The sequence below is a fragment of the Syntrophobotulus glycolicus DSM 8271 genome, assembly GCF_000190635.1.
Classification (GTDB): domain Bacteria; phylum Bacillota; class Desulfitobacteriia; order Desulfitobacteriales; family Syntrophobotulaceae; genus Syntrophobotulus; species Syntrophobotulus glycolicus.
In genome coordinates this window covers 438,312-458,006 of the sequence record NC_015172.1, presented here as the reverse complement: position 1 = coordinate 458,006, position 19,695 = coordinate 438,312, and the positions used below count along the sequence as shown (strand labels likewise).

At 42.9% G+C, this 19,695-nt stretch carries 19 protein-coding genes; 8 read left to right on the top strand and 11 right to left on the bottom strand.

Going from position 1 to position 19,695, the window contains the following annotated elements; translation table 11 throughout:
* Positions 1-36: 36 nt before the first annotated feature.
* Both lepB and SGLY_RS02360 read right to left on the bottom strand, forming a co-directional pair.
* Positions 37-603 carry a signal peptidase I gene (gene lepB / locus SGLY_RS02365; protein ID WP_013623691.1) on the bottom strand — a complete coding sequence of 189 codons (567 nt, stop codon included), beginning with the start codon at positions 601-603 and terminating at the stop codon, positions 37-39.
* 88 nt (positions 604-691) lie between these two features.
* The gene (locus SGLY_RS02360; RefSeq protein WP_169312003.1) at positions 692-1,087 is read right to left on the bottom strand and encodes a CoA-binding protein; all 396 of its coding nucleotides are present in this window, start codon (positions 1,085-1,087) and stop codon (positions 692-694) included.
* A gap of 319 nt (positions 1,088-1,406) precedes the next feature.
* On the opposite strand from SGLY_RS02360, the gene SGLY_RS02350 reads away from it, so the two are divergent.
* Together SGLY_RS02350 and murC are read left to right on the top strand one after the other, a co-directional pair.
* Positions 1,407-1,628, top strand: a complete 222-nt coding sequence (locus SGLY_RS02350) for a hypothetical protein (protein WP_013623689.1) — start codon at positions 1,407-1,409, stop codon at positions 1,626-1,628.
* 554 nt (positions 1,629-2,182) lie between these two features.
* A complete protein-coding gene (gene murC, locus SGLY_RS02345; protein ID WP_041444942.1) occupies positions 2,183-3,538 on the top strand; it encodes a UDP-N-acetylmuramate--L-alanine ligase in 1,356 nt (451 codons plus the stop codon).
* 24 nt (positions 3,539-3,562) lie between these two features.
* Here murC and SGLY_RS02340 read toward each other — a convergent pair whose 3' ends face one another.
* The gene (locus SGLY_RS02340) at positions 3,563-4,117 is read right to left on the bottom strand and encodes a 5' nucleotidase, NT5C type (RefSeq protein WP_013623687.1); all 555 of its coding nucleotides are present in this window, start codon (positions 4,115-4,117) and stop codon (positions 3,563-3,565) included.
* Between the two features lie 322 nt (positions 4,118-4,439).
* Positions 4,440-5,819, bottom strand: coding sequence for an argininosuccinate lyase (gene argH / locus SGLY_RS02335; protein ID WP_013623686.1), 1,380 nt, complete (start codon positions 5,817-5,819; stop codon positions 4,440-4,442).
* Positions 5,820-6,179: 360 nt separating this feature from the next.
* On the opposite strand from argH, the gene SGLY_RS02330 reads away from it, so the two are divergent.
* Complete coding sequence (locus tag SGLY_RS02330) at positions 6,180-6,857, top strand: TerC family protein (RefSeq protein WP_013623685.1); 678 nt, start codon at positions 6,180-6,182, stop codon at positions 6,855-6,857.
* 100 nt (positions 6,858-6,957) lie between these two features.
* On the top strand, positions 6,958-7,812 hold the full coding sequence (locus SGLY_RS02325) for a zinc metalloprotease HtpX (protein WP_013623684.1): 855 nt from the start codon (positions 6,958-6,960) through the stop codon (positions 7,810-7,812).
* 137 nt (positions 7,813-7,949) lie between these two features.
* Here the strand turns inward: SGLY_RS02325 and SGLY_RS02320 are convergent, their stop codons facing one another.
* The 4 genes from SGLY_RS02320 to argF all read right to left on the bottom strand — a co-directional run bounded on the left by SGLY_RS02320 (position 7,950) and on the right by argF (position 11,394).
* Positions 7,950-8,489 (bottom strand): chromate transporter, encoded by a 540-nt coding sequence (locus SGLY_RS02320; protein ID WP_013623683.1) that lies wholly within the window; start codon positions 8,487-8,489, stop codon positions 7,950-7,952.
* A gap of 31 nt (positions 8,490-8,520) precedes the next feature.
* Positions 8,521-9,057 (bottom strand): chromate transporter, encoded by a 537-nt coding sequence (locus tag SGLY_RS02315; RefSeq protein WP_013623682.1) that lies wholly within the window; start codon positions 9,055-9,057, stop codon positions 8,521-8,523.
* 165 nt (positions 9,058-9,222) lie between these two features.
* Positions 9,223-10,431 (bottom strand): argininosuccinate synthase, encoded by a 1,209-nt coding sequence (locus SGLY_RS02310; protein ID WP_013623681.1) that lies wholly within the window; start codon positions 10,429-10,431, stop codon positions 9,223-9,225.
* Positions 10,432-10,449: 18 nt separating this feature from the next.
* Positions 10,450-11,394, bottom strand: coding sequence for an ornithine carbamoyltransferase (gene argF, locus SGLY_RS02305; RefSeq protein ID WP_013623680.1), 945 nt, complete (start codon positions 11,392-11,394; stop codon positions 10,450-10,452).
* A gap of 241 nt (positions 11,395-11,635) precedes the next feature.
* Between argF and SGLY_RS02300 the strand changes: the two genes are divergently transcribed.
* Positions 11,636-12,637 carry a hypothetical protein gene (locus tag SGLY_RS02300; RefSeq protein ID WP_013623679.1) on the top strand — a complete coding sequence of 334 codons (1,002 nt, stop codon included), beginning with the start codon at positions 11,636-11,638 and terminating at the stop codon, positions 12,635-12,637.
* 93 nt (positions 12,638-12,730) lie between these two features.
* Here SGLY_RS02300 and SGLY_RS02295 read toward each other — a convergent pair whose 3' ends face one another.
* From SGLY_RS02295 to SGLY_RS02285, 3 genes are all read right to left on the bottom strand, one after another.
* Positions 12,731-13,114, bottom strand: a complete 384-nt coding sequence (locus tag SGLY_RS02295) for a GIY-YIG nuclease family protein (RefSeq protein WP_052298590.1) — start codon at positions 13,112-13,114, stop codon at positions 12,731-12,733.
* A gap of 66 nt (positions 13,115-13,180) precedes the next feature.
* Positions 13,181-13,942, bottom strand: a complete 762-nt coding sequence (locus SGLY_RS02290; RefSeq protein ID WP_013623677.1) for a DUF2087 domain-containing protein — start codon at positions 13,940-13,942, stop codon at positions 13,181-13,183.
* 130 nt (positions 13,943-14,072) lie between these two features.
* Positions 14,073-18,362: a 2-hydroxyacyl-CoA dehydratase gene (locus SGLY_RS02285; protein WP_013623676.1), complete on the bottom strand. Its 4,290-nt coding sequence runs from the start codon at positions 18,360-18,362 to the stop codon at positions 14,073-14,075.
* Positions 18,363-18,603: 241 nt separating this feature from the next.
* On the opposite strand from SGLY_RS02285, the gene SGLY_RS02280 reads away from it, so the two are divergent.
* From SGLY_RS02280 to SGLY_RS02270, 3 genes are all read left to right on the top strand, one after another.
* Positions 18,604-19,023: a PspC domain-containing protein gene (locus SGLY_RS02280; protein WP_013623675.1), complete on the top strand. Its 420-nt coding sequence runs from the start codon at positions 18,604-18,606 to the stop codon at positions 19,021-19,023.
* A complete protein-coding gene (locus SGLY_RS02275; protein ID WP_013623674.1) occupies positions 19,020-19,283 on the top strand; it encodes a LiaI-LiaF-like domain-containing protein in 264 nt (87 codons plus the stop codon). The genes SGLY_RS02280 and SGLY_RS02275 overlap by 4 nt, the downstream gene beginning before the upstream one ends.
* Positions 19,284-19,378: 95 nt before the next feature.
* Positions 19,379-19,585 (top strand): hypothetical protein, encoded by a 207-nt coding sequence (locus tag SGLY_RS02270; RefSeq protein WP_013623673.1) that lies wholly within the window; start codon positions 19,379-19,381, stop codon positions 19,583-19,585.
* The last annotated feature ends 110 nt before the right edge of the window (positions 19,586-19,695 follow it).

The following is a 19,695-nucleotide window of genomic DNA, read 5'->3' as shown; positions in this document are numbered from 1 at the left end:
TTTTTCCTTGAAATTCTGTATTCGCTGAAATATTTTTTAAAGTTTGAATGCATATTTTCCCAATATGTGATCTATCGGTATGCAGCCGATTATCCTGCTGTCCTTACTATTGTTTCTGTTATCCCCCATGACAAAGACATTTTTATCAGGGACAATAATTTTTTGATCTTTTGCTTTAATCATTTGTTCTTTCAGATAAGGTTCTTCTATGATTATGTTATTCCTAATCACCCTGCCATCTTTAATTTCAATAACATCACCAGGTTTGCCGATGACTCTTTTTACCCAAAATGCATCATTCTTTTTGTTTGTGATCATCAAACTAAGCACATTATTAAAGAATACATCTTGAATATCTTCTTTCATTCCCCGAGGTTCATCAATATTGCTGTCAAGCATAACAATATCACCATATTGGGGGATGATTCCCATTGTATGGCTAAATTTGTTCATAATCAGCAAATCCCCATTATGTAACGTTGATTCCATTGAACTTCCTACAACCGTCGTTGGTTGAAATACAAAGATGATTAGGGCAAAAGCGATGATTACGGCAAAAGTTATGGAAGCTGACCAACTGACAAGTGCACGGATTAGTCTCAAATCTTATTCACTCCAATTAATGATTAGCCTCATTTTCACAATCATTCATATTTATTGCCATTTTTTAAAAGAAATAGTCAAAAGTAATTTATTTATTCAGGGCAACTAGAATACAGCTTCCGCTGATACAGCTGGCCCCATTTTGACTGCAAAAGTTTATCGCCTGATTTTCTTCGGCTCCGGGCTGCATCCAAAACGATCTGATTCCAGATTCATAGGCCTTTTTGACAGCTTCTTGTGTCGCCTCAGGAGGGACAACGAAAACCGCTCCCTCAACATTGGAGGGGAGGTCACAGAAGTTATGGTAGCATTTATCCCCTTCAATCGTATCTGTATGAGGATTTAAGCCATATACCTCATATCCTTTATCCTTTAATTTTCGAAAAACAATATTGCCATACTTTCCCCTGTTATTTGAAGCCCCTACAACAGCAATCTTCCTAAGCTGCAAAAAGTTATTTTTTTCCTGTTCCAATGAAGTCAATTCCAACACTCCCTCTCTAAATGCAATAGGATGTTTTCTTTATCATAACATACTTTTGTAAACTATCGGATCAATTTTAAATACCCGGCAAAGGTTATTTCTTTACCGGGCTAAACCGCAACAGAGCGGCATCCTTTGGGAGGATTGCGATGGGCAATTCCTTTTTCCCTGATTTTATTTTTCTCAGAAAGGCAATAAAAATACATCCTATTTTTACATTGATCTTATCTTTGAGGTGGTTTTCCAGTCTTCTCTTTTCTTGCCTATATTCTGCGACAAGCGTATAATGAAAAAAAAACAACTGGGAGAGGATTGTAATATGGCATTATGGCAAAAATTGGAAAATGATCCGGAAATCAGAATCAGAAGATATCTTTGCCCGGAGTGCGGCAGCTATACGCTTCATGTTAAGCATGAAGGATTTGGCGAATGTGAAAATGGCTGTTTTATTACTGACTCGGCGGTAATTAATAAAGTCATTGATGATAAGAAATTTGAAGGGACCTTTTCAGAGGACGAGTTGAAATATCGTTTGATTTAAGTTTTATTCCAAGTGAAGCCGGATGCAGTATCTGCATCCGGCTTCACTTGTCCAGTTTTTCTTTTTGTTCTCTCACTTTCAAGGATTTTTCTTTGCAGTTTTATTTTTTTATCAATCTTTCTTCAATAAACAAAAATGTTAAACTATCATAGTTAAAACTCAAAGAATTTTTATAAGGTCCGGCTAAGAATATAACAATATTGCAAGATAGATTTATGTTTTATGGTCGTTCTTGGTTATTTTGGTTATTATTTTGAATTGTATTTGGAATATTAATATTTTATGATAAAGATGTCTCCTTTATTTTATTCATTTAGTTTACTCTCTTTAACCCTTCCTTGTGGAGGGCTTTTTTTTCTGTTTATGATTTGTTTTTTTACCGGTGAATTTTTATGGTATGATAGACTGGGTTTATGAAAACTGTTCTCCTTAGGTGATTCCTATCCAATTAGATTTGATTAAATATTTCTAAGATCAATGATACCATTTTGCTTAGATATGGGTATAATGTTAATGGATTAACGTATAAAGTATACTGGAAGGAACTGATGACTTTGAGTTTGCACATTCATTTTGTCGGCATAAAAGGTACCGGAATGAGCGCACTTGCGCAAATAGCTTGTCTTCTGGAGAACTCAGTGATTACCGGTTCTGATGTTCCTCAGAAGTTTTTCACCGATGAGCTTTTAGAAAAAGCCGGCATAACGGTAAAAGAATTTGATCCGATAAATGTGGAAAACGCTGATATGATAGTCGCTTCAGCCGCTTATGATGATCACCACCCTGAAATAGCCCGTGCCAAAGAATTAAATATTCCGATTTATTCTTATCCTCAATTTCTGGGGCTCTTAATGTCCAAAAAATGTGGAATATGCATTTCCGGTACGCACGGTAAGACCACAACAACCGCAATGATCGGCAAAATATTGGTTGATTCCGGTATTGACCCGTCTATTGTAGTCGGAAGCAGTGTTCCAAGCATCGGAGGCAATGCCCGGGCCGGAAAAGGCAACTATTTCGTAGCAGAGTCCTGCGAATACAGAAGACATTTCTTAAACTATTCGCCTCAGCATTTAGTTGTTACCAACATCGAATTTGATCATCCTGATTATTACAAGGATATCCATGACGTCATTGCAGCATTTCAATCTCTGACCGGGAAGCTGCCCGCAAACGGCAACTTAATTATTTGGCAGGAAGATCCAAACCGGACACAAATCCAAACCAAAGCTCCGATCACTACTTATGGTTTTTCTGAAGATGCTGATATCAAGGCTGAAAACATTGTCTACAGTAATGGCGGCAGTATTTTCAGCGTTGTGATCAATAAAGAAAGCATCGGTACATTAATGCTTCCGGTAGCCGGAAAGCATAATATCCTTGATGCTCTGGCCGCGATCGCCCTGGCTTTCCGGCTGGGCATAGCTCCCTCCGAAATTATCCGGTCCCTTTCCGGTTTTGATGGAACGAAAAGACGTTTTGAACGCTTGGGAACCAAAAACGGGGCGGTCATCTTTGATGATTATGCTCATCATCCCACAGAAATCCAAACTACTCTGGATGGGGTGCGGCTCTGCTTTCCTGACCGGAGGATAAGGGCAGTTTTTCAGCCTCATACCTTTAGCCGGACAGAAAAGCTTCTTTATGAATTTTCCGAAGCCTTTTCCCTGGCTGATGAGGTGGTTTTAGCTGATATTTTTTCTTCGGCGCGAGAAAATAAGACTTGCGACAGTACGGTTTCCTCGTCCAATTTAGCAACTCTGATTAACCAAAAAGGGATTGACACAAAATATTTCCCTACTCTTGATGAAATAAGCTCCTATCTGGGGCAAACCCTTCAAGAAGGGGATTTAGTGATCACTTTGGGTGCCGGGGATATTTATAAGGTTGGCCAAGTTCTTATCTCTTAAATCCTGAAAGAATTATCGTCCTTATTATTTGAGTGTGGTAATCTCTTTTGTTAGCTCAGTCCAATTATAACAGCGTGTAATCCCTGAAGGCAGCTGAATTCTGTTATATGGAGCATCAAACAGGAAAACACCAATACCGGAATTAAAAATTTTTAACGCATTGCCTGAATGGTCCTCCACAAAAACATCCAGTTCATATTCTTTGACTGCCGATGTCTTGCAGGCATTCCCCATGAAAATAACTTTGTCATAGGGAATGCTTTTTTGATTCATCCATTTAATGGTGGCTTCTTCTTCCCCCCCCGGGTTCCGGGCCGTAACATAAATAATTTCATTCCCTTTGTCCATCAGCTCGGTTATTCCCTCCACGGCCCCCGGCATCGGCATTGGTTCACTGAACAGAAATTCCATATGGTCGTCAAAAAATTTGCTCATCACTTCCCAGTCAACACCATATAATTTTGCCATATCATAATTGTCAATTTTTTCTAATTTTTTGTCAAAATGCTTATTCAGCTCCCTTAAAAATACCGGAAAGCTGTCCGCTACAACTCCATCGATATCAAGGCCTATTCTCAACCGTTTTTCACCCGCCTAACATTATTATTTAGGATATTTTAGCATAGATTTGTAAAATTCCTATCATTCTTTAGCTGTTAATCCACAGTATCCACAAGCTTATCCACATTTTTTAATTTTGATTGCATTTTATCGTTAAATCTTTGTAAATTTTTTGTTGGCATAAAGCTTTTTCGTTAAATAAAACAAATATTTTTCACCAAACATAATAATTATCCATTAATTATTCTTTTTATTTTCAAATCTTCTTATTGTTATCTTATCATTACATTTTTGTCATTATTTTTAAAAAAGATTAAAATCTCGCCTTTTTTCATCTTTTTTAAACTTTAGCCTGCAAAATTCTCCGGCATAGCCCTATCGCTTCCAAAGCTGTTTCCGGTGCCGGACCTCCTGTTATCCTACGCGAATTTACACAGGTCTCAATTCTGATCGCTTCATAAAGATCAGGATCAAAAACCCCCGACACTTCGCGCAGCTCCTCGATGCTTAAATCCTCCAAACCGCATCCCCTCCGGGTACATTCCAGAACCAGCCTTCCAACTATCTCATGAGCTTCCCGGAAAGGCACATTCTTTTTTGCCAGATAATCCGCGAGATCTGTTGCATTGGTGAACCCTGCTTTAGCTTCTAAATACATCTTTTCTTTTTGGACTTGCATTGTCCTCAGCATCGGTTCCATCACGATCAAGGATTTCTTCACTGTATCAATGGCGTCGAAAACACTTTCTTTATCTTCCTGCATGTCTTTATTGTATGCGAGGGGCAGCCCTTTCATCACAGTCAGTAAAGCGACGAGATCGCCGTATACCCGTCCTGTCTTTCCTCTCATCAGCTCTGCCACATCCGGATTCTTCTTTTGAGGCATGATACTGGAACCCGTAGAAAACCCATCATCCAACACAATAAAACCAAATTCTCCACTGGACCAAATAATGATTTCTTCACACAAACGACTGAGATGCATCATGATAATCGAGGCCGCACCGAGAAACTCCAAAGCGAAGTCCCTGTCGCTTACTCCGTCCAGGCTGTTCAACGTCACTCCGGCAAAACCAAGCTCCACCGCCACGGCTTCTCTGTCCAGGGAAAAAGTGGTTGCCGCCAGAGCTCCGGAACCGAGCGGGGAAACATTCAGCCTCTTGCGGGTATCTTCTATCCTGCCCATATCACGCAGAAACATCTGAACATAGGCCAGAAGATGATGGGCCAAGGTTATCGGCTGAGCCTTCTGGAGATGTGTATAGCCCGGCATCCAGGTTTTCACGTGTTCTTCCGCAATATCTAATAAGGCCGATATTAATTGTCCCAGCAAATCCTTTATCGCATCGGTCTCTTCCCTTATGTACAATCTGAAATCTACTGCCACCTGGTCATTGCGGCTGCGTCCCGTATGCAGTTTTTTTCCGGCCGAACCAATTTTTTCTGTCAGAAGTTTTTCGATATTCATGTGAATATCTTCAGCCCCGATTTCAAATTGCACCTGGCCGCTCTCAATCTCTTTCAGGATATTCTCTAAGCCCTCAATAATTTGTTTAGCTTCTTCCGGCCTGATAATCTCCTTATCCCCCAACATCCGGGCATGGGCAATACTACCCTTGATATCCTGTTTATACATTCTCTGGTCAAAGGAAATAGACGAGTGAAAATCCTCGACCAAAGCGCTTGTTTCTTTCTCAAAACGTCCGCCCCATAGTTTCATTTGAATAATGGTCCCCTTTCCATCACGCTGAATTAAGTACAAGCTTAGCCGGATAATCTTCTCTCATCCTTCTAATTCAATACTATCTATAAGTATACTTGAAATTAGAGTGATGTAAAATCAAAACAATGCTTCAGAAAAGAAATATTTGTTGACGTCCTGTCTGATTTGAATTATAATTTTTATCGTAAGATTAATTTCTAACATTTGTATTAGGGGAGTAGCTACTACAGCAAAGTCGTCATCACGGGCTCGTAAGATCCTCGGCTTTGTTGGCAACGCTTTCGTTGTAAGCAAGACCTTTTGTCCAATTCATTGGTGAAGGGTTTTTTTATTTTTTCTATTGGAAGGAGTTTCGAAATGGACTTTATGGTTCCCGGTATTGTTTCGGCTGTTCTGTCCGTTATCCTGATTGACTTGGTGCTTGGAGGAGATAATGCCATTGTCATTGGTCTTGCCGCCCGGAATCTTCCCAAGCAAATACAGAAAAAAGTGATTTTCTGGGGAACGGCAGGGGCTATTGCGATCCGTATCTTAGCCACTTTTCTTGTTGTATTTCTGTTGCGTATTCCCGGTCTCCAGCTGGCAGGGGGGCTTGTATTGATCTGGATGGCCTATAAACTTCTGACTGATGAGAAAAAAGATCACGAGGCCAAGGAATGCACGGACTTCAAAACAGCCATCATCACAATTATTGTTGCTGATTTCGCTATGGGATTGGACAATATCCTGGCAATTGCCGGTACGGCTCAAAACAATTTCATGGTCGTGGTCCTCGGCTTGCTGATCAGCATTCCCCTCATTGTTTTCGGAAGTACAATAGTGATCAGACTTATTGAGCATTTCCCTTTGATCATTTACATCGGCTCGGCCGTCATTGCTCATACTGCCGGGACCATGATCACACACGAATCATTCGTGAAAAGCCTGTTGGCTCCTTATCCATCTTTGCAATTCATCTTTTTAGCTTTCATTATCATCGGAGTACTCATTGCGGGGAAGCTAAAAAAAATACAAAGGAACAGAATAATCACTTAACACTAGGTTTTGACCAACTCTGAAATATCTGAAAACGCTTGGAATTGTCCATAAGATACTCAACATGAAAATATAAATCAATAAGAGGAAGTGATGATTAATGAATAACCTTGGAAATCAATTGAAAACTGTTGCTTTAATGGCCTTTCTGACTGTTCTGGTGATCCTTATCGGTTCTGCTTTAGGCAATGAAGGCGGTATGGTCATCGCTTTTGTTTTTGCCATGGTCATGAATTTCGGCAGCTATTGGTTCAGTGACAAAATTGCGTTAAGGATGACCCGTTCCCGTCCTTTAAGCAAGGAAGAAAACCCGCAGTTGTACTCTATGGTTGAACGACTGTCTTCTCATGCCGGCCTGCCTATGCCAAAGCTCTATCTCAGCCAATCCGCCCAGCCAAACGCCTTTGCCACCGGACGCAATCCTTCTCATGCGGCGGTAGCTGTGACCGAAGGTTTGCTGCGGCTTCTCAACGAAGAAGAGTTAGAGGGAGTAATCGCTCATGAGCTTGCTCATGTAAAAAACAGAGATATCCTGATCGGCACCCTGGCCGCCGTGATGGCCGGAGTCATTACCACGATCGCCCACTGGGCGCAATTCGCCTTCATGTTTGGCGGCTTAAGCGGTGATGATGACGAAGGAAGCGGTCTAGCTGCTCTTCCTCTAATTATTTTAGGACCATTAGCCGCTATGCTCGTCCAAATGGCCGTGTCCCGCTCCCGTGAGTTTATGGCTGACACAACCGGTGCCAAAATTGCCGGTAATCCTCAAGGACTGGCTCAGGCCCTGCTGAAACTAGAGCAGGGTTCCCGAATGGTTCCGATGAACGTCAACCCGGCTGCCAGCCATATGTTCATCGTTAACCCGTTAAATGCCCAAAAGCTTGTTTCCTTGTTCAGTACTCACCCCCCGATTGCGGAGCGGGTTAAAAGATTAAACAGCCTTTCCGGATCTTAAAAGAACAGGGATTGTATAAAAAAAGGTGATCGCCAAACTTAGGGTGATCGCCTTCCTTTTTTTATGAGCAATTTATGCCCTTTGTTCAAGTTTCATTTTTCATCAGATCCATAAAGGGTTTGCTTCATCTTATTCGTTTATTTATTTTTAAACAGAAAAAATCCCAGGGTCATTGATCCCACTACCAAAAAGGCCGGATGAATATTGGGCAGGACCAGCATAATGAGCAAAGCAACTCCTCCAAGAACATAAGTCAGGTAACTTTTTTTATCAAATGATTTTTTGCCGATGGAAATTGCGGTTTGAGCCAGCATCACTGCAACAACAGGTCTTACCCCTTTTAACATGGCCTTTAAAGCAGGCGCATCCGCATATTTCATGATTAAGCTTCCCATCAGTATGACAATCAAGGTCGTCGGCAGGATCGTGCCCAGATTGGCCGCCAAAGCGCCCAGCCATCCTTTTGCCCGATAACCGATGGTCCCTGCCAGCTTTGTGGCAATAGGAGCGGGGAGGGAATTTGCTATGGCCACAATATCCGCAAACTCTTCATTGCTCATCCATTTATATTTATCTACAACCTCAACCCTGATCAAAGGTATCATCGCCGGTCCGCCGCCGAAACTAAAATTGCTGGCCCGAAAGAACGCGATAAACAAGTCCCATAACGTTTTCATTTTCATAACCTCATTTACCATAATTCCAGAATTACCAAATAAGGTACCCCACCATCATTGAAGATACAATAAGGATAATCGGGTGAACATTGCGAAAATAAATCGCCGCTGCCGCCACTGCGGCAATACCTACTGTTGCCAGATCAAGAGGCGCTTTAATGATGAAGGCACTTTTCGCCATATCAAGCGCAACGACCACAAGCAATGCCGTTACGACCGGTCGTACTCCCTTCAACATTGCCTTAAGCTCTCTGGAGCTGGCATATTTGTCCAGAAGCTTGCCCGCAAAAATCAACAATAAAACAGTCGGCAGAATTGTGCCGGCTAAAGCTACCAATGCCCCAGGCCAGGAAGCGATCTGATATCCTATGTAGCTGGCCATCTTGGTCGCAATCGGTCCGGGAAGGGCATTCGCGGCTGCATAAGCATCACTGAACTGGGCATTTGTCATCCAATGATAGTGATCAACCGCTTCTGTCTTCAGTAAAGGAATGACAGCCGGACCCCCGCCGAAACCCAAATTGCTGGCTCTAAAAAATCCCACGAATAAGTCCCATAATTCCTTCAATTCCCTTTTCACCTCAATACTTCAGATTAAAAGATATTTTTAACACAATCATTATACCAAATCGTCTTATTCTTTCAATATTAAGAACTCATGATTCAGGCGAAGCTTTTGCTTAACCTGAATCATGAGTTAATGGTGTTTTCATTGGGTTTCTCGATTTACCTCTTATTTTTTAAGACCGCTGCTTTTTTCCATAAGAGCTCTGACCTTGAGAGGCAAACCGAAAAGATTGATAAAGCCTTCCGCATCCTTCTGGTTATATACCGCATCCTCACCGAAGGTTACAAATTCCAGGTTGTACAATGAATACGGCGCTTTTGCTCCCGCAGCTGTACAATTGCCCTTATAGAGCTTGATCCTGACCGTACCGGTAACATTCCTTTGCGTAACCTGAACAAAGGCGTCCAAAGCTTCTCTAAGCGGTGAATACCAAACTCCGTCATAGACCATTTCAGCATACTTTAACGCAACCTGTTCTTTATAGTGAAGAGTCATCCTGTCCAAAGTCAGTTCTTCCAAAGCCTGATGAGCGGTATAAAGAATCGTGCCTCCAGGAGTTTCATAAACTCCGCGGGACTTCATCCCTACCAGACGGTTTTCCACCATACTGATGATACCGATCCCATTCGCCCCCCCTAATTCATTCAGCTTGGTCAGGAGCTCAATCGGCTTCATTTTTTTGCCGTCCAGAGCCACCGGTATCCCCTGTTCAAAATCAAGCTCCAGGTAGGCAGGCTTATCCGGAGCCTGTTCGGGGGAAACTCCCAGCATATATAAATCATCCTGGGCCTCATTCCAGGGATCTTCCAGGTCCGCCCCTTCGTGACTGAGATGCCAGAGATTGCGGTCCATGCTGTAAGGCTTGGCCTTGGTTACCGGAACCGGAATATTGCGTTCGGTCGCATACTCGATTGCTTCTTCCCGGGATCTGATTTTCCACTCCCGCCAGGGGGCAATGATTTTCAGGTCAGGATTCAAAGCCTTGACCGCCAGCTCAAAACGCACCTGGTCATTCCCTTTGCCTGTCGCACCGTGGGCAATCGCCACAGCTCCTTCCTGTGCGGCAATCTCCACCAGCCTTTTGGCAATCAAGGGCCGGGCAAATGAAGTCCCCAGCAGGTATTTTCCTTCATATTTGGCTCCGGCCTTAATGGTAGGATAAATAAACTCGGTAAGAAACTCTTCGCGAAGGTCTTCAATATAGATCTTGGACGCTCCGGTCTTCATGGCCTTCTCCCTTAACGGCTCCAATTCCTCGCCCTGGCCTAAATCAGCCGCCATCGCAATCACTTCATAACCGTAATTCTCTTTGAGCCAGGGAATGATAATCGATGTATCCAGCCCTCCCGAATAGGCTAAAACTACTTTTTCCATTGTTTTGCTCCTCTCCGTTTACATGATTAAAGACATAATCGCTTTATGGGCATGCAGTCTGTTTTCTGCTTCATCAAAAACCACCGATTGCGGTCCTTCCAGAATTTCTTCCGTAATCTCCTCGCCTCTGTGGGCGGGAAGGCAATGCAGAACAATCGCATCAGGTTTGGCCGCTTTGAGCAAAGTATCATTAATCTGATACCCGGCAAAAGCTTTCCTCCTGACAGCAGCTTCTTCTTCCTGGCCCATGCTTGCCCAAACATCCGTATAAAGAATATCCGCTCCTTCAGCGGCCGTCAAGGGGTCTTCGAACACAGCGGCACTTCCGCCGCTGGCCTCCGCATTCTGAGCGGCTAAAGCCATAATTTCCGGAACAGGTTTGTACCCCTGAGGCGCCGCGATGACGACATCCATTCCCACTTTAGTTCCCCCCAGCAGCAATGAGTTTGCCACATTGTTGCCGTCTCCAATGTAGACGAGCTTAAGTCCCTTTATTTTTTCTTTATGTTCCTTGATTGTCAGCATATCTGCAAGTATCTGAGTAGGGTGCAAATAATCCGTAAGTCCGTTGATGACCGGTTTATCACAGTATTTTGCGAGGTCGACCACTTCCTGATGACTAAATGTTCTGATCATGATCCCGTCAACCATTCGCGAGAGCACCCTTGCCGTATCTTGAATCGGTTCACCCCGTCCGATTTGGATATCCCGGTCACTTAGAAATAAACCGTATCCGCCCAGCTGGTAGATACCAACCTCAAAGGACACTCTGGTCCTTGTTGAGGACTTGGTAAATATCATTCCTAAAGTTTTCCCCTGCAAAATATGATGCGGTATCCCTGCTTTACTTTCTGATTTCAGCCGGGCAGCCACATCAATCATATGTAAGATTTCTTCAGACGTGAAATCATTTAAGGCAATAAAATCCCTGCCTTTAAAACTTTCTTTTTTTAACTCAACCATTTTCTTCCCCTTCCTCTTTCCCCAAGTCTAATCAGCACCACTGTATCATTATACTCACTTAAGAATAAATATGCAATATGATTTTCTATGGCAAAATTCTTTTATTAATAGTATTATTATAGGAATCATTCTACAATTTTACAAAATACTTTGTTCATTCCTTTCATACAATACTAGTATAACTGAATTGCTGCTCATCATAAAATATTAATATCAAAAGCAACAGTTAAGGAGGAAAAAAATGAGTTGGTCGGAACGTTTAAAGGTGACATTTAAAACGTTTAAAAACGTGGCTATTCCTTTATATCTTTGGACTTTGATTTTTCTGGTTCTTGTCGTCATCTTCAGCATTATTGCCACGATTCCATTTTTCATCGTCTTTTTTATTCTTTTTCAGGGTGAACCTTTTTCCAACGGCTTAACTTTGGATACCGGTGTCACACACCTTTCTTCTTCAGCCTTTCCCTTTGATCATTCTATCCTGCCTTATTCGATCCTGCAAAACACAAATTTTTTAATCTTTTTTGTTCTTTTTATTTTCGGAATAATGCTTTTAGGATTGATCGCAGGCTCTATTTTCAATACCGGGATGATTAACCTTACCCGCAAAGGACTGAGTGCCAAAGCTTCTTTCAAAGATTTTTCCGCAAAAGGTGCCGTACGTGTTATAAAGTGGAATATCGTTATTCTCTTTTCCTCGATATTATTATCACTGTGCGGTTTGATCCTTTTATTTGTCTTAGGCGATATGAGCATTGCTTTCAAAATTCTTTTTGTTCTTTATTTTATTGCTTTTGGCCTTTTGGCTATTTTTTTATATCCTTGGGTAATATGCGGGGCAATCTATGTTCAGGTTCGCAATGATCTTTCGTTTGACCGGGCATTTAAGGCCAGTTGGCAATTTTATCGAAAAAACATGCCGCCTTTGTGGGGGCTGGTTTTGTTATATGTGATCTTCTCAGCGCTTTTTTTGGCCCTCCAATATTATTTGAATGAACCATTGCAAGTGATCGCCAGCTTACTGTTTTCTCCCTTTTTAAGCCTTATGCCGATTGTTTGGACCCTGACCCTCATGCAGGAAAAAGAAGACTTCGTGATCAATCCTGAGCTTACTGATCCGGTCTATGCTCCCGAGCCTGTTTCTGAACCGTTTTCGCCAAATACCGTTTCTTCAACTGATTTAGAAGCTCCTTCCGGTCAGGAAAACCCAACTGAAATCAATAAAGAAAATAAAGATACTTAAAACTCAAAAATCTAAATCCCGCTCCGCTTTTCTGCGAGGCGGGATTTTAGTCCTATCCCCATTGCCTGGCCATATTTTGAGATAAATTTATTTTTATTTTGCCATATACTTATTTTTATTTTTCCAATTATAGCCCCGCTCTTCAAAGGGCTTTAATTTTTCCAGCCAAAGTTCTTCCAATGCTTTTAAGTCGGCCTTAACCTGATAATCCGGCACATCTCGTGGCTCAAGCTCATCCAATATTTCAAAAACAAAGCTTTCGCGGCCATATTCTGTCCAATCTCTGATCAAATCCTTGCTGGGATAGACCCCTGAATCCAAACTCATTTGCAATCCATTGAACTTTTTGTCCAGACTTGTACTGCTTCCCACAAGTATTTTGTGATTAACTAGATTTCTAAGCCGAAAGATTCCCATTGGCTGTGGCGTCTGTTTATATTCCTGTTTTAGTTTATGCTTTTTTTCCTGATCCATCATTTTCTCCCTCCTCTACATAAGAACCGATATCCGTTGATCCTCACGAATAAAGCCCCTCAGATTTGTTCAAGAGAGCTTAACCCAATAAGCACTGCCATCCGGGGTACGCTCCATAAATCCGTACTCGATCAGAGATCTTCGAATGATCGCATAATCGCCGAAAATTTCTTTAAGGATTTGATTGACCTCTTTTTCACTATAGCTCTTTTCCGGTTTGAACCGGCTTGCAATGTGCTTAAGTATTGCCACTCTCCGCTTTTCCCTCAAAGGGAATTCACTTAAAGGGCCTTCCTCACCTTCTTTAAAATACTTTTGAATGATTTGCCGATACTCTTCCTGAGTAATTGCATACCGTTCATCAACCATTTTCGCCGATCTGTGAAAATCAACCAGTTTCGGCGATGTCTGGTCCTTTTCTTTTAAGATTTCCATCATTGCCAATACGACTTTAGCCTGTTTTTCTTTTTCTCTGAAATTAAACCGGTAATTGCGGACAGTAGATGGACTGCAGCCCCGTTTTGCTGAAATTTCCTTATCGCTGAGCCCGGCGTAGCAATCGTTCATGATCTTCTTCTGATGATCTGTCAGCGTTGTATATTCCTTGTTCATCTTTAATAAAAATTCAAACATTGATCCGTGATCCTGAGTAATATGAACTTCAACTGCTTTCACTGCTTCATACAAAAGATCAGCGACCGGATATATGCGGCCTGGTTCAAATTCTTTGCCGCAGACCAGACAACGATAAGTATTGGTGGATTGATCAAAAATATATCCTTTCTTCATCTCATTTAGAGGGGCATTCCAAAACAGGGCATTTAAATCCATCGCTTTCTCACTTTCTCACTTTCTTGCTTTCTGAAATTAAAATTTCTTATTTGATAATCTTGATCAGATATATCGAGCTATTCTTCTGCTTATCTATATTTTAAACAAACATATTATATATTTGTTTATGCTAATTGTCAACGATCTCTTTTTGACAATATGATTTCTTTTTATTTTCCTCAAATGCTTTTTCCATCATCAATTTTATCCGGTTGATCTGATTCACCTCACTCGCGCCGGGATCGTAATCCACAGTGACAATATTGGCCTGAGGAAAGTTCTCTTTGACCTTTTTAATCATCCCTCTGCCGGTAATATGATTGGGGAGACAGGCAAAAGGCTGCATACAGATAATATTTTCCGCTCCTTCTTTGATCAGTTCCACCATCTCCGCCGTTAAAAGCCATCCTTCCCCCGTGGAATTGCACAAAGACATCATCGGCATCACACTTTCCGCTAACTCCCTGATCGTTGGCGGAAGAATAAAGTTGTTGTTTTCCCGCAAGGCCCTGCGCACTTCTTTCCGGTAGCTTTCGACATAACGAATAAACAAGTCGCCGAATAAGCCGGCTTTTCTCGTTCCTTCCAGTTCCCGGCGGGCTGCTTTTTTCTCAAAAGCACAAAACAGGAAAAAATCAGTGAAAGCGGGCACAACCAGTTCTCCTCCCGCCTTTTCGACATATTCAGCCATATTGTTATTGGCCAGGGGATGATATTTCACCATAATTTCCCCGACTAAACCGATCCGGGGTTTTCGATCCTCAACCATTCCTATCCCGCTGAACTGTTTGACCATCTGTCCGACATTTTCCTCGAATCCTCTGCGGCTTCCGGACCGGATATTGTCCTTGCACCTGTTCATCCATTCCTGAAAGACCATTTCCGTACTGCCTGCTGTTTTTTCATAAGGCCTTATTCTGTAAAGCAGCTTCATGAGCAAATCACCATATACCGAACTCATCACAGCTTTGTGAATGAGAGAAGGAGTAATTTTAAATCCGGGTTGTTCTTCTAATCCGGCCAAATTTGCCGAGATGACCGGAATGTGGGAATAGCCGCTTGTCTGAAGCGCTTTCCGCAAAAGACTAAGATAATTGCTTGCCCTGCAAGGACCTCCGGTCTGCGCCATCATCACAGCTGTTTTATCCAAATTATATTTTCCTGATTTTAAAGCTCTGATGATCTGTCCTATGATAATAATAGAAGGATAACAGGAATCATGATTCACATATTTCAGCCCTTCTTCAATTTCCTCCCGGCCTCCTGATGCCAGAACCTCTAATTGATACCCTTCGCTCCCGGCTGCCTCCTGAATTAACTCAAAATGAATAGGCGCCATCTGCGGGGCTAAAATCGTATGAGTTTTTTTCATGCTTTTTTGGAATACAGGTTTGGCCGGAGGGGTTTTCCTCTGATCATTGGCCGGCGTACTTTCTTGCTCAAACGATTTTTGCTTTGTCTGTTTTTTCCGTTCTTTGGCCGCCTGCAGTGATCTGAGTCTGATTCTGATCGCACCGAGGTTTCTTACTTCATCAATTTTCAGAAGTGTATTGTTTTTTCCGGCGCCGGCGACAATCTCCTGGGCCTGTTCAGCGGCTATAGAATCCGGTCCGCAGCCGAATGAATTCAGCTGGACCAATTCTAAGTTCCCGCTTTTGGATACAACATCGGCCGCTTCATATAATCTTGAATGATACATCCACTGATCCAATACCCTTAACGGCCTGCTCACACTGCCAAGATGAGCTACCGCATCCTCAGTAAGAACAGCCATCCCCAGTGATGTAATCATGCCAGGAATACCATGATGGATTTCCGGATCAAGATGGTAAGGACGCCCCGACAACACAATCCCGTTCTTCCCGGTTTTCTCCAGCCATTTCAGTACTTCTTCGCCCTTGCCGCGGATATCCTGTTTAAAAAGGGCTTCTTCCTTCCACCCGGCCTCAACTGCCCGGCCAACCTCATGTCTGCTTATCCGGAACGGTTTAAGCACCTCGTACATCCTGTCTGTTAACTTCTCCCGGTTGTTATACGGAATAAAGGGATTTAAAAAAAGCACCCCCTTATGTTTCAGTTGATCCATGTTGTTTTTTATGACTTCAGCATAAGCGCCAACCATAGGACAATTATATGAATTATCCGCACCGGGGAATTCTTTTCTTTCTTTCGGGATGCACGGGTAAAAGATCACCTTGAGTCCTCTTTCGATCAGGGTCTGTATATGACCATGAGCAAGCTTGGCCGGATAGCATGCGGTATCGGAAGGAATGGTATCCATACCTTTTTCATATATTTGCCGGTCCGAATCCGGTGAAAGCTCCACTCTGAAGCCCAGGGTCCTGAAAAAAACCGCCCAAAACGGGTAATTTTCGTACATATTAAGTACTCTTGGAATGCCGATTGAGCCTCGCGATGCTTTTTCCGGAGGCAATGCTTCATAAGAAAACAGCTTTTGATATTTATAGGCGTACAAATCAGGGACCTCTTCCCCCCCTTGTTTCGCTGTATACTGGTCGCACCTGTTTCCGGTTATATGCCTGTCTTTGTCATTGAAAATGTTGATCGTGAGCAAGCAGTTGTTGCTGCAGCTTCCGCATCTTTGGGCTACATTCTTAACGGTTAAGCTCTTTAGTCCGTTCTCGTCAATGAGGGAACTCTTGGGCTTATCCTTTTCGAACCAGGCATTTTTAGCCAGCAACGCTGCCCCAAAAGCCCCCATCAGTCCGGCGATATCCGGTCTGATCACCTCTTTGCCCATGATTTTCTCCAAGCTCCTCAATACGGCATCATTTAAAAATGTCCCTCCCTGTACGACAATCTTATCCTCAGAATGATCTTGCTCCTTGTATTTCATGACCTTGAACAGGGCATTTTTGATCACGGCATAAGACAGTCCGGCAGAGATATTGTCTACGGAAATTCCTTCTTTCTGGGCCTGCTTGACTTTGGAGTTCATAAATACGGTACAGCGGGAACCGAGGTCCACCGGCGCCTCCGCTTTGATTCCGGCCAGGGCGAATTCCTCGCTGTCCATTTGGAGTGCCTGGGCAAAGGTCTCGATAAAGGATCCGCATCCCGAAGAACACGCTTCGTTAAGCATGATGCTTTCAATCACTCCGTTTCTGAGCTTCAGGCATTTCATGTCCTGACCGCCGATATCTAAGATCAAATCCACTCCGGGCTGAAAAAACTCGGCAGCCATAAGATGAGCTATGGTTTCAACTTCGCCGATATCCGCTCTTAAAGCAGCCTTCACCAAATTTTCACCATAACCGGTCACTGCCGAATAGGCAATCAGACAATCTTCAGGAATGATCGCGTAGATGCCTTTCAGCACTTTAGTCACCGTTTTCAATGGGCTGCCTTCATTACTGACATAAACGCTATGCAGCAAGCTCCCCTTTTCGTCGATTAAGACTGCCTTCGTTGTTGTTGAACCACAATCCAGACCTAAAAAACTGTCGCCTCTGAAAGACGTTAAATTTTGGCGCGCGGCTTTATGCTGAGCATGTCTCTGTCTGAATTTCTCGTAGCTTTCCAGATGAGAAAAAAGAGGCTCTAATCTGGCTGTCTCAAACTTTAGATCCTTTGTCTTCAATCTCAGTCTATGAAACAAATCGTCCATCGTCAGCCTTTTTTCATCTTTACCGGCATAAGCCGCACCCATAGCCACATAAAGCTCAGAATTTTCCGGTACAATCATGTTCTCTCCCTGTAAATTGAGAGTGAGCTGAAAGCGGTCCCTCAGCCTGGGCAGAAAATGCAAAGGACCTCCCAAAAAGCCTACTCTACCCTCAATTTTTCGACCACAGGCCAAACCGCTGATGGTTTGATTCACGACAGCCTGGAAAATAGAAATAGCAATATCTTCTTTTCTCGCCCCGTCATTCAGCAAGGGCTGGATATCTGCCTTGGTGAAAACCCCGCAGCGAGCCGCCAGCGGATAAATGACCTGATATCCTCCGGCCAATTCATTCAGACCCCGGGCATCAGTATTAAGCAGAGCCGCCATTTGGTCGATAAAAGCCCCCGTTCCTCCCGCGCATATCCCATTCATTCTTTGGTCAATGCTGCCATCAAAAAAAGTGATTTTCGCATCTTCCCCCCCCAGCTCAATCACCACATCCGTGCCGGGAATAAATCTTTGCACCGCCTTATTTCCCGCGAGCACCTCCTGAATAAAAGGAACCTCCAGTAATTCCGCAACTGCGATTCCCCCTGATCCTGTAATTGCCGCTGTCAGCTTCTTCCGTCCGATGACTTCTTCCGCGTCTTCCAGCATATCTTTCAGCGTTCCGTAAATATCGGCAAGGTGTCTGCGGTACCTGCTGAAAAGCAGAGCTCCTTTATCATCAAGCACAACAACCTTAATGGTTGTTGAGCCAATATCTATCCCCAAGTGAACCAATTCTGACATAAGCGAAAAATCCTCCTTTGCTTAATGGCAGAATTATTGTTCCATTTATCCCGTGAATTATGCAGTCTGGAAGCCGTTATCCGGTCATACCGCCTGATCTTTACCGGATCTTTCAGATTGTATCTTTGCAGGTTGCTGAAAAAGTTTTATGATAAGATTAAAAAGAAAATACTTTACGCTCCTCACCTGTCCGAGTAAAACAGCTTTAAACCTCATAAGCTAACAAAAGGAGGGAAAATGTATGAGTAAAAAGCTTTTCCGTTCACGAACGGACTGTATGATTGCCGGTGTCTGCGGAGGTATTGCCGAATACTTTGATCTTGACCCGATCATTGTCAGGCTGATTTTATTATTGGCCTTTTTCGGCGGAGGTTTAGGTTTTTTTGCCTATGTCATTGCCTGGCTGTTAATTCCTGTTGAAGAAAACAACCTTGACCAAACCTCTCTTTCCTGTACTGATGGTCCCCCAAACGTCCCTGATGAGGATCAGCAGGACTCAGAAAAAAGAAAGAAAATCTTTGCCTTTGTTCTGCTGGGCTCAGGTCTGCTTTTCCTTTGCAGGGAATTCTTTGCCTGGTTTAATCTGAAATTAATTCTGCCTGTAGCTTTAATTGCCTTTGGCCTTTATTTGCTTCTGGGCACGAGGAGGACCGACAAGTGAAAAAAAACTATCCATTAGGAATAGTGGCTATTGTCATTGGTGTGCTCTGGCTTCTCAGCAATCTGAATTTATTCTCTTTTTCTATTGCTCATGTCCTTACTTACTCCGTCAAGAAACTGTGGCCGCTTTTCCTGATTGGCTTTGGGGCCACTATTCTCCTTGATAAACGTTCATTCTTAAAGCCGATAATCTGGCTGCTGATTTTTGCTTCTTTATTTGCTTATGGAATCTTGTCTGCAAACCCGACTTTCAATTTTTAGCGGGAAAAATTTTCTTTCTAGACTACCGTTCAAAAAATCCTGCCTCATCATATAGTATTATGGGTCTGTTTTCAGTACAAAGATGAGGTGGAGCTATGGAGATAAAAGTCAATGTACTTATCAGTAAGTTTGACGGTCATTATGTCGCCTATTGCGAGGATTATGATCTGACCGCCAAAGCCGTCACGGTAGAAGAAGCTTTAGCCGAGCTGCAAAAACAGGTTTCTGAATACCTGGAAGCGGAGCAGCCTTCCCTCCGTGCGTCGGTCGTCTTTATCACAGCCATTCGTTTCCCTGTCTAACGCTTTGATCGATAATGAAATAAAGGGCTGTCTCCCGGCCATGGCCGGAGGCAACCCTTTTCTTTCTGTCCCTGTTCTGATTCATTTCAATGTTTATTATCCCGCGTTTC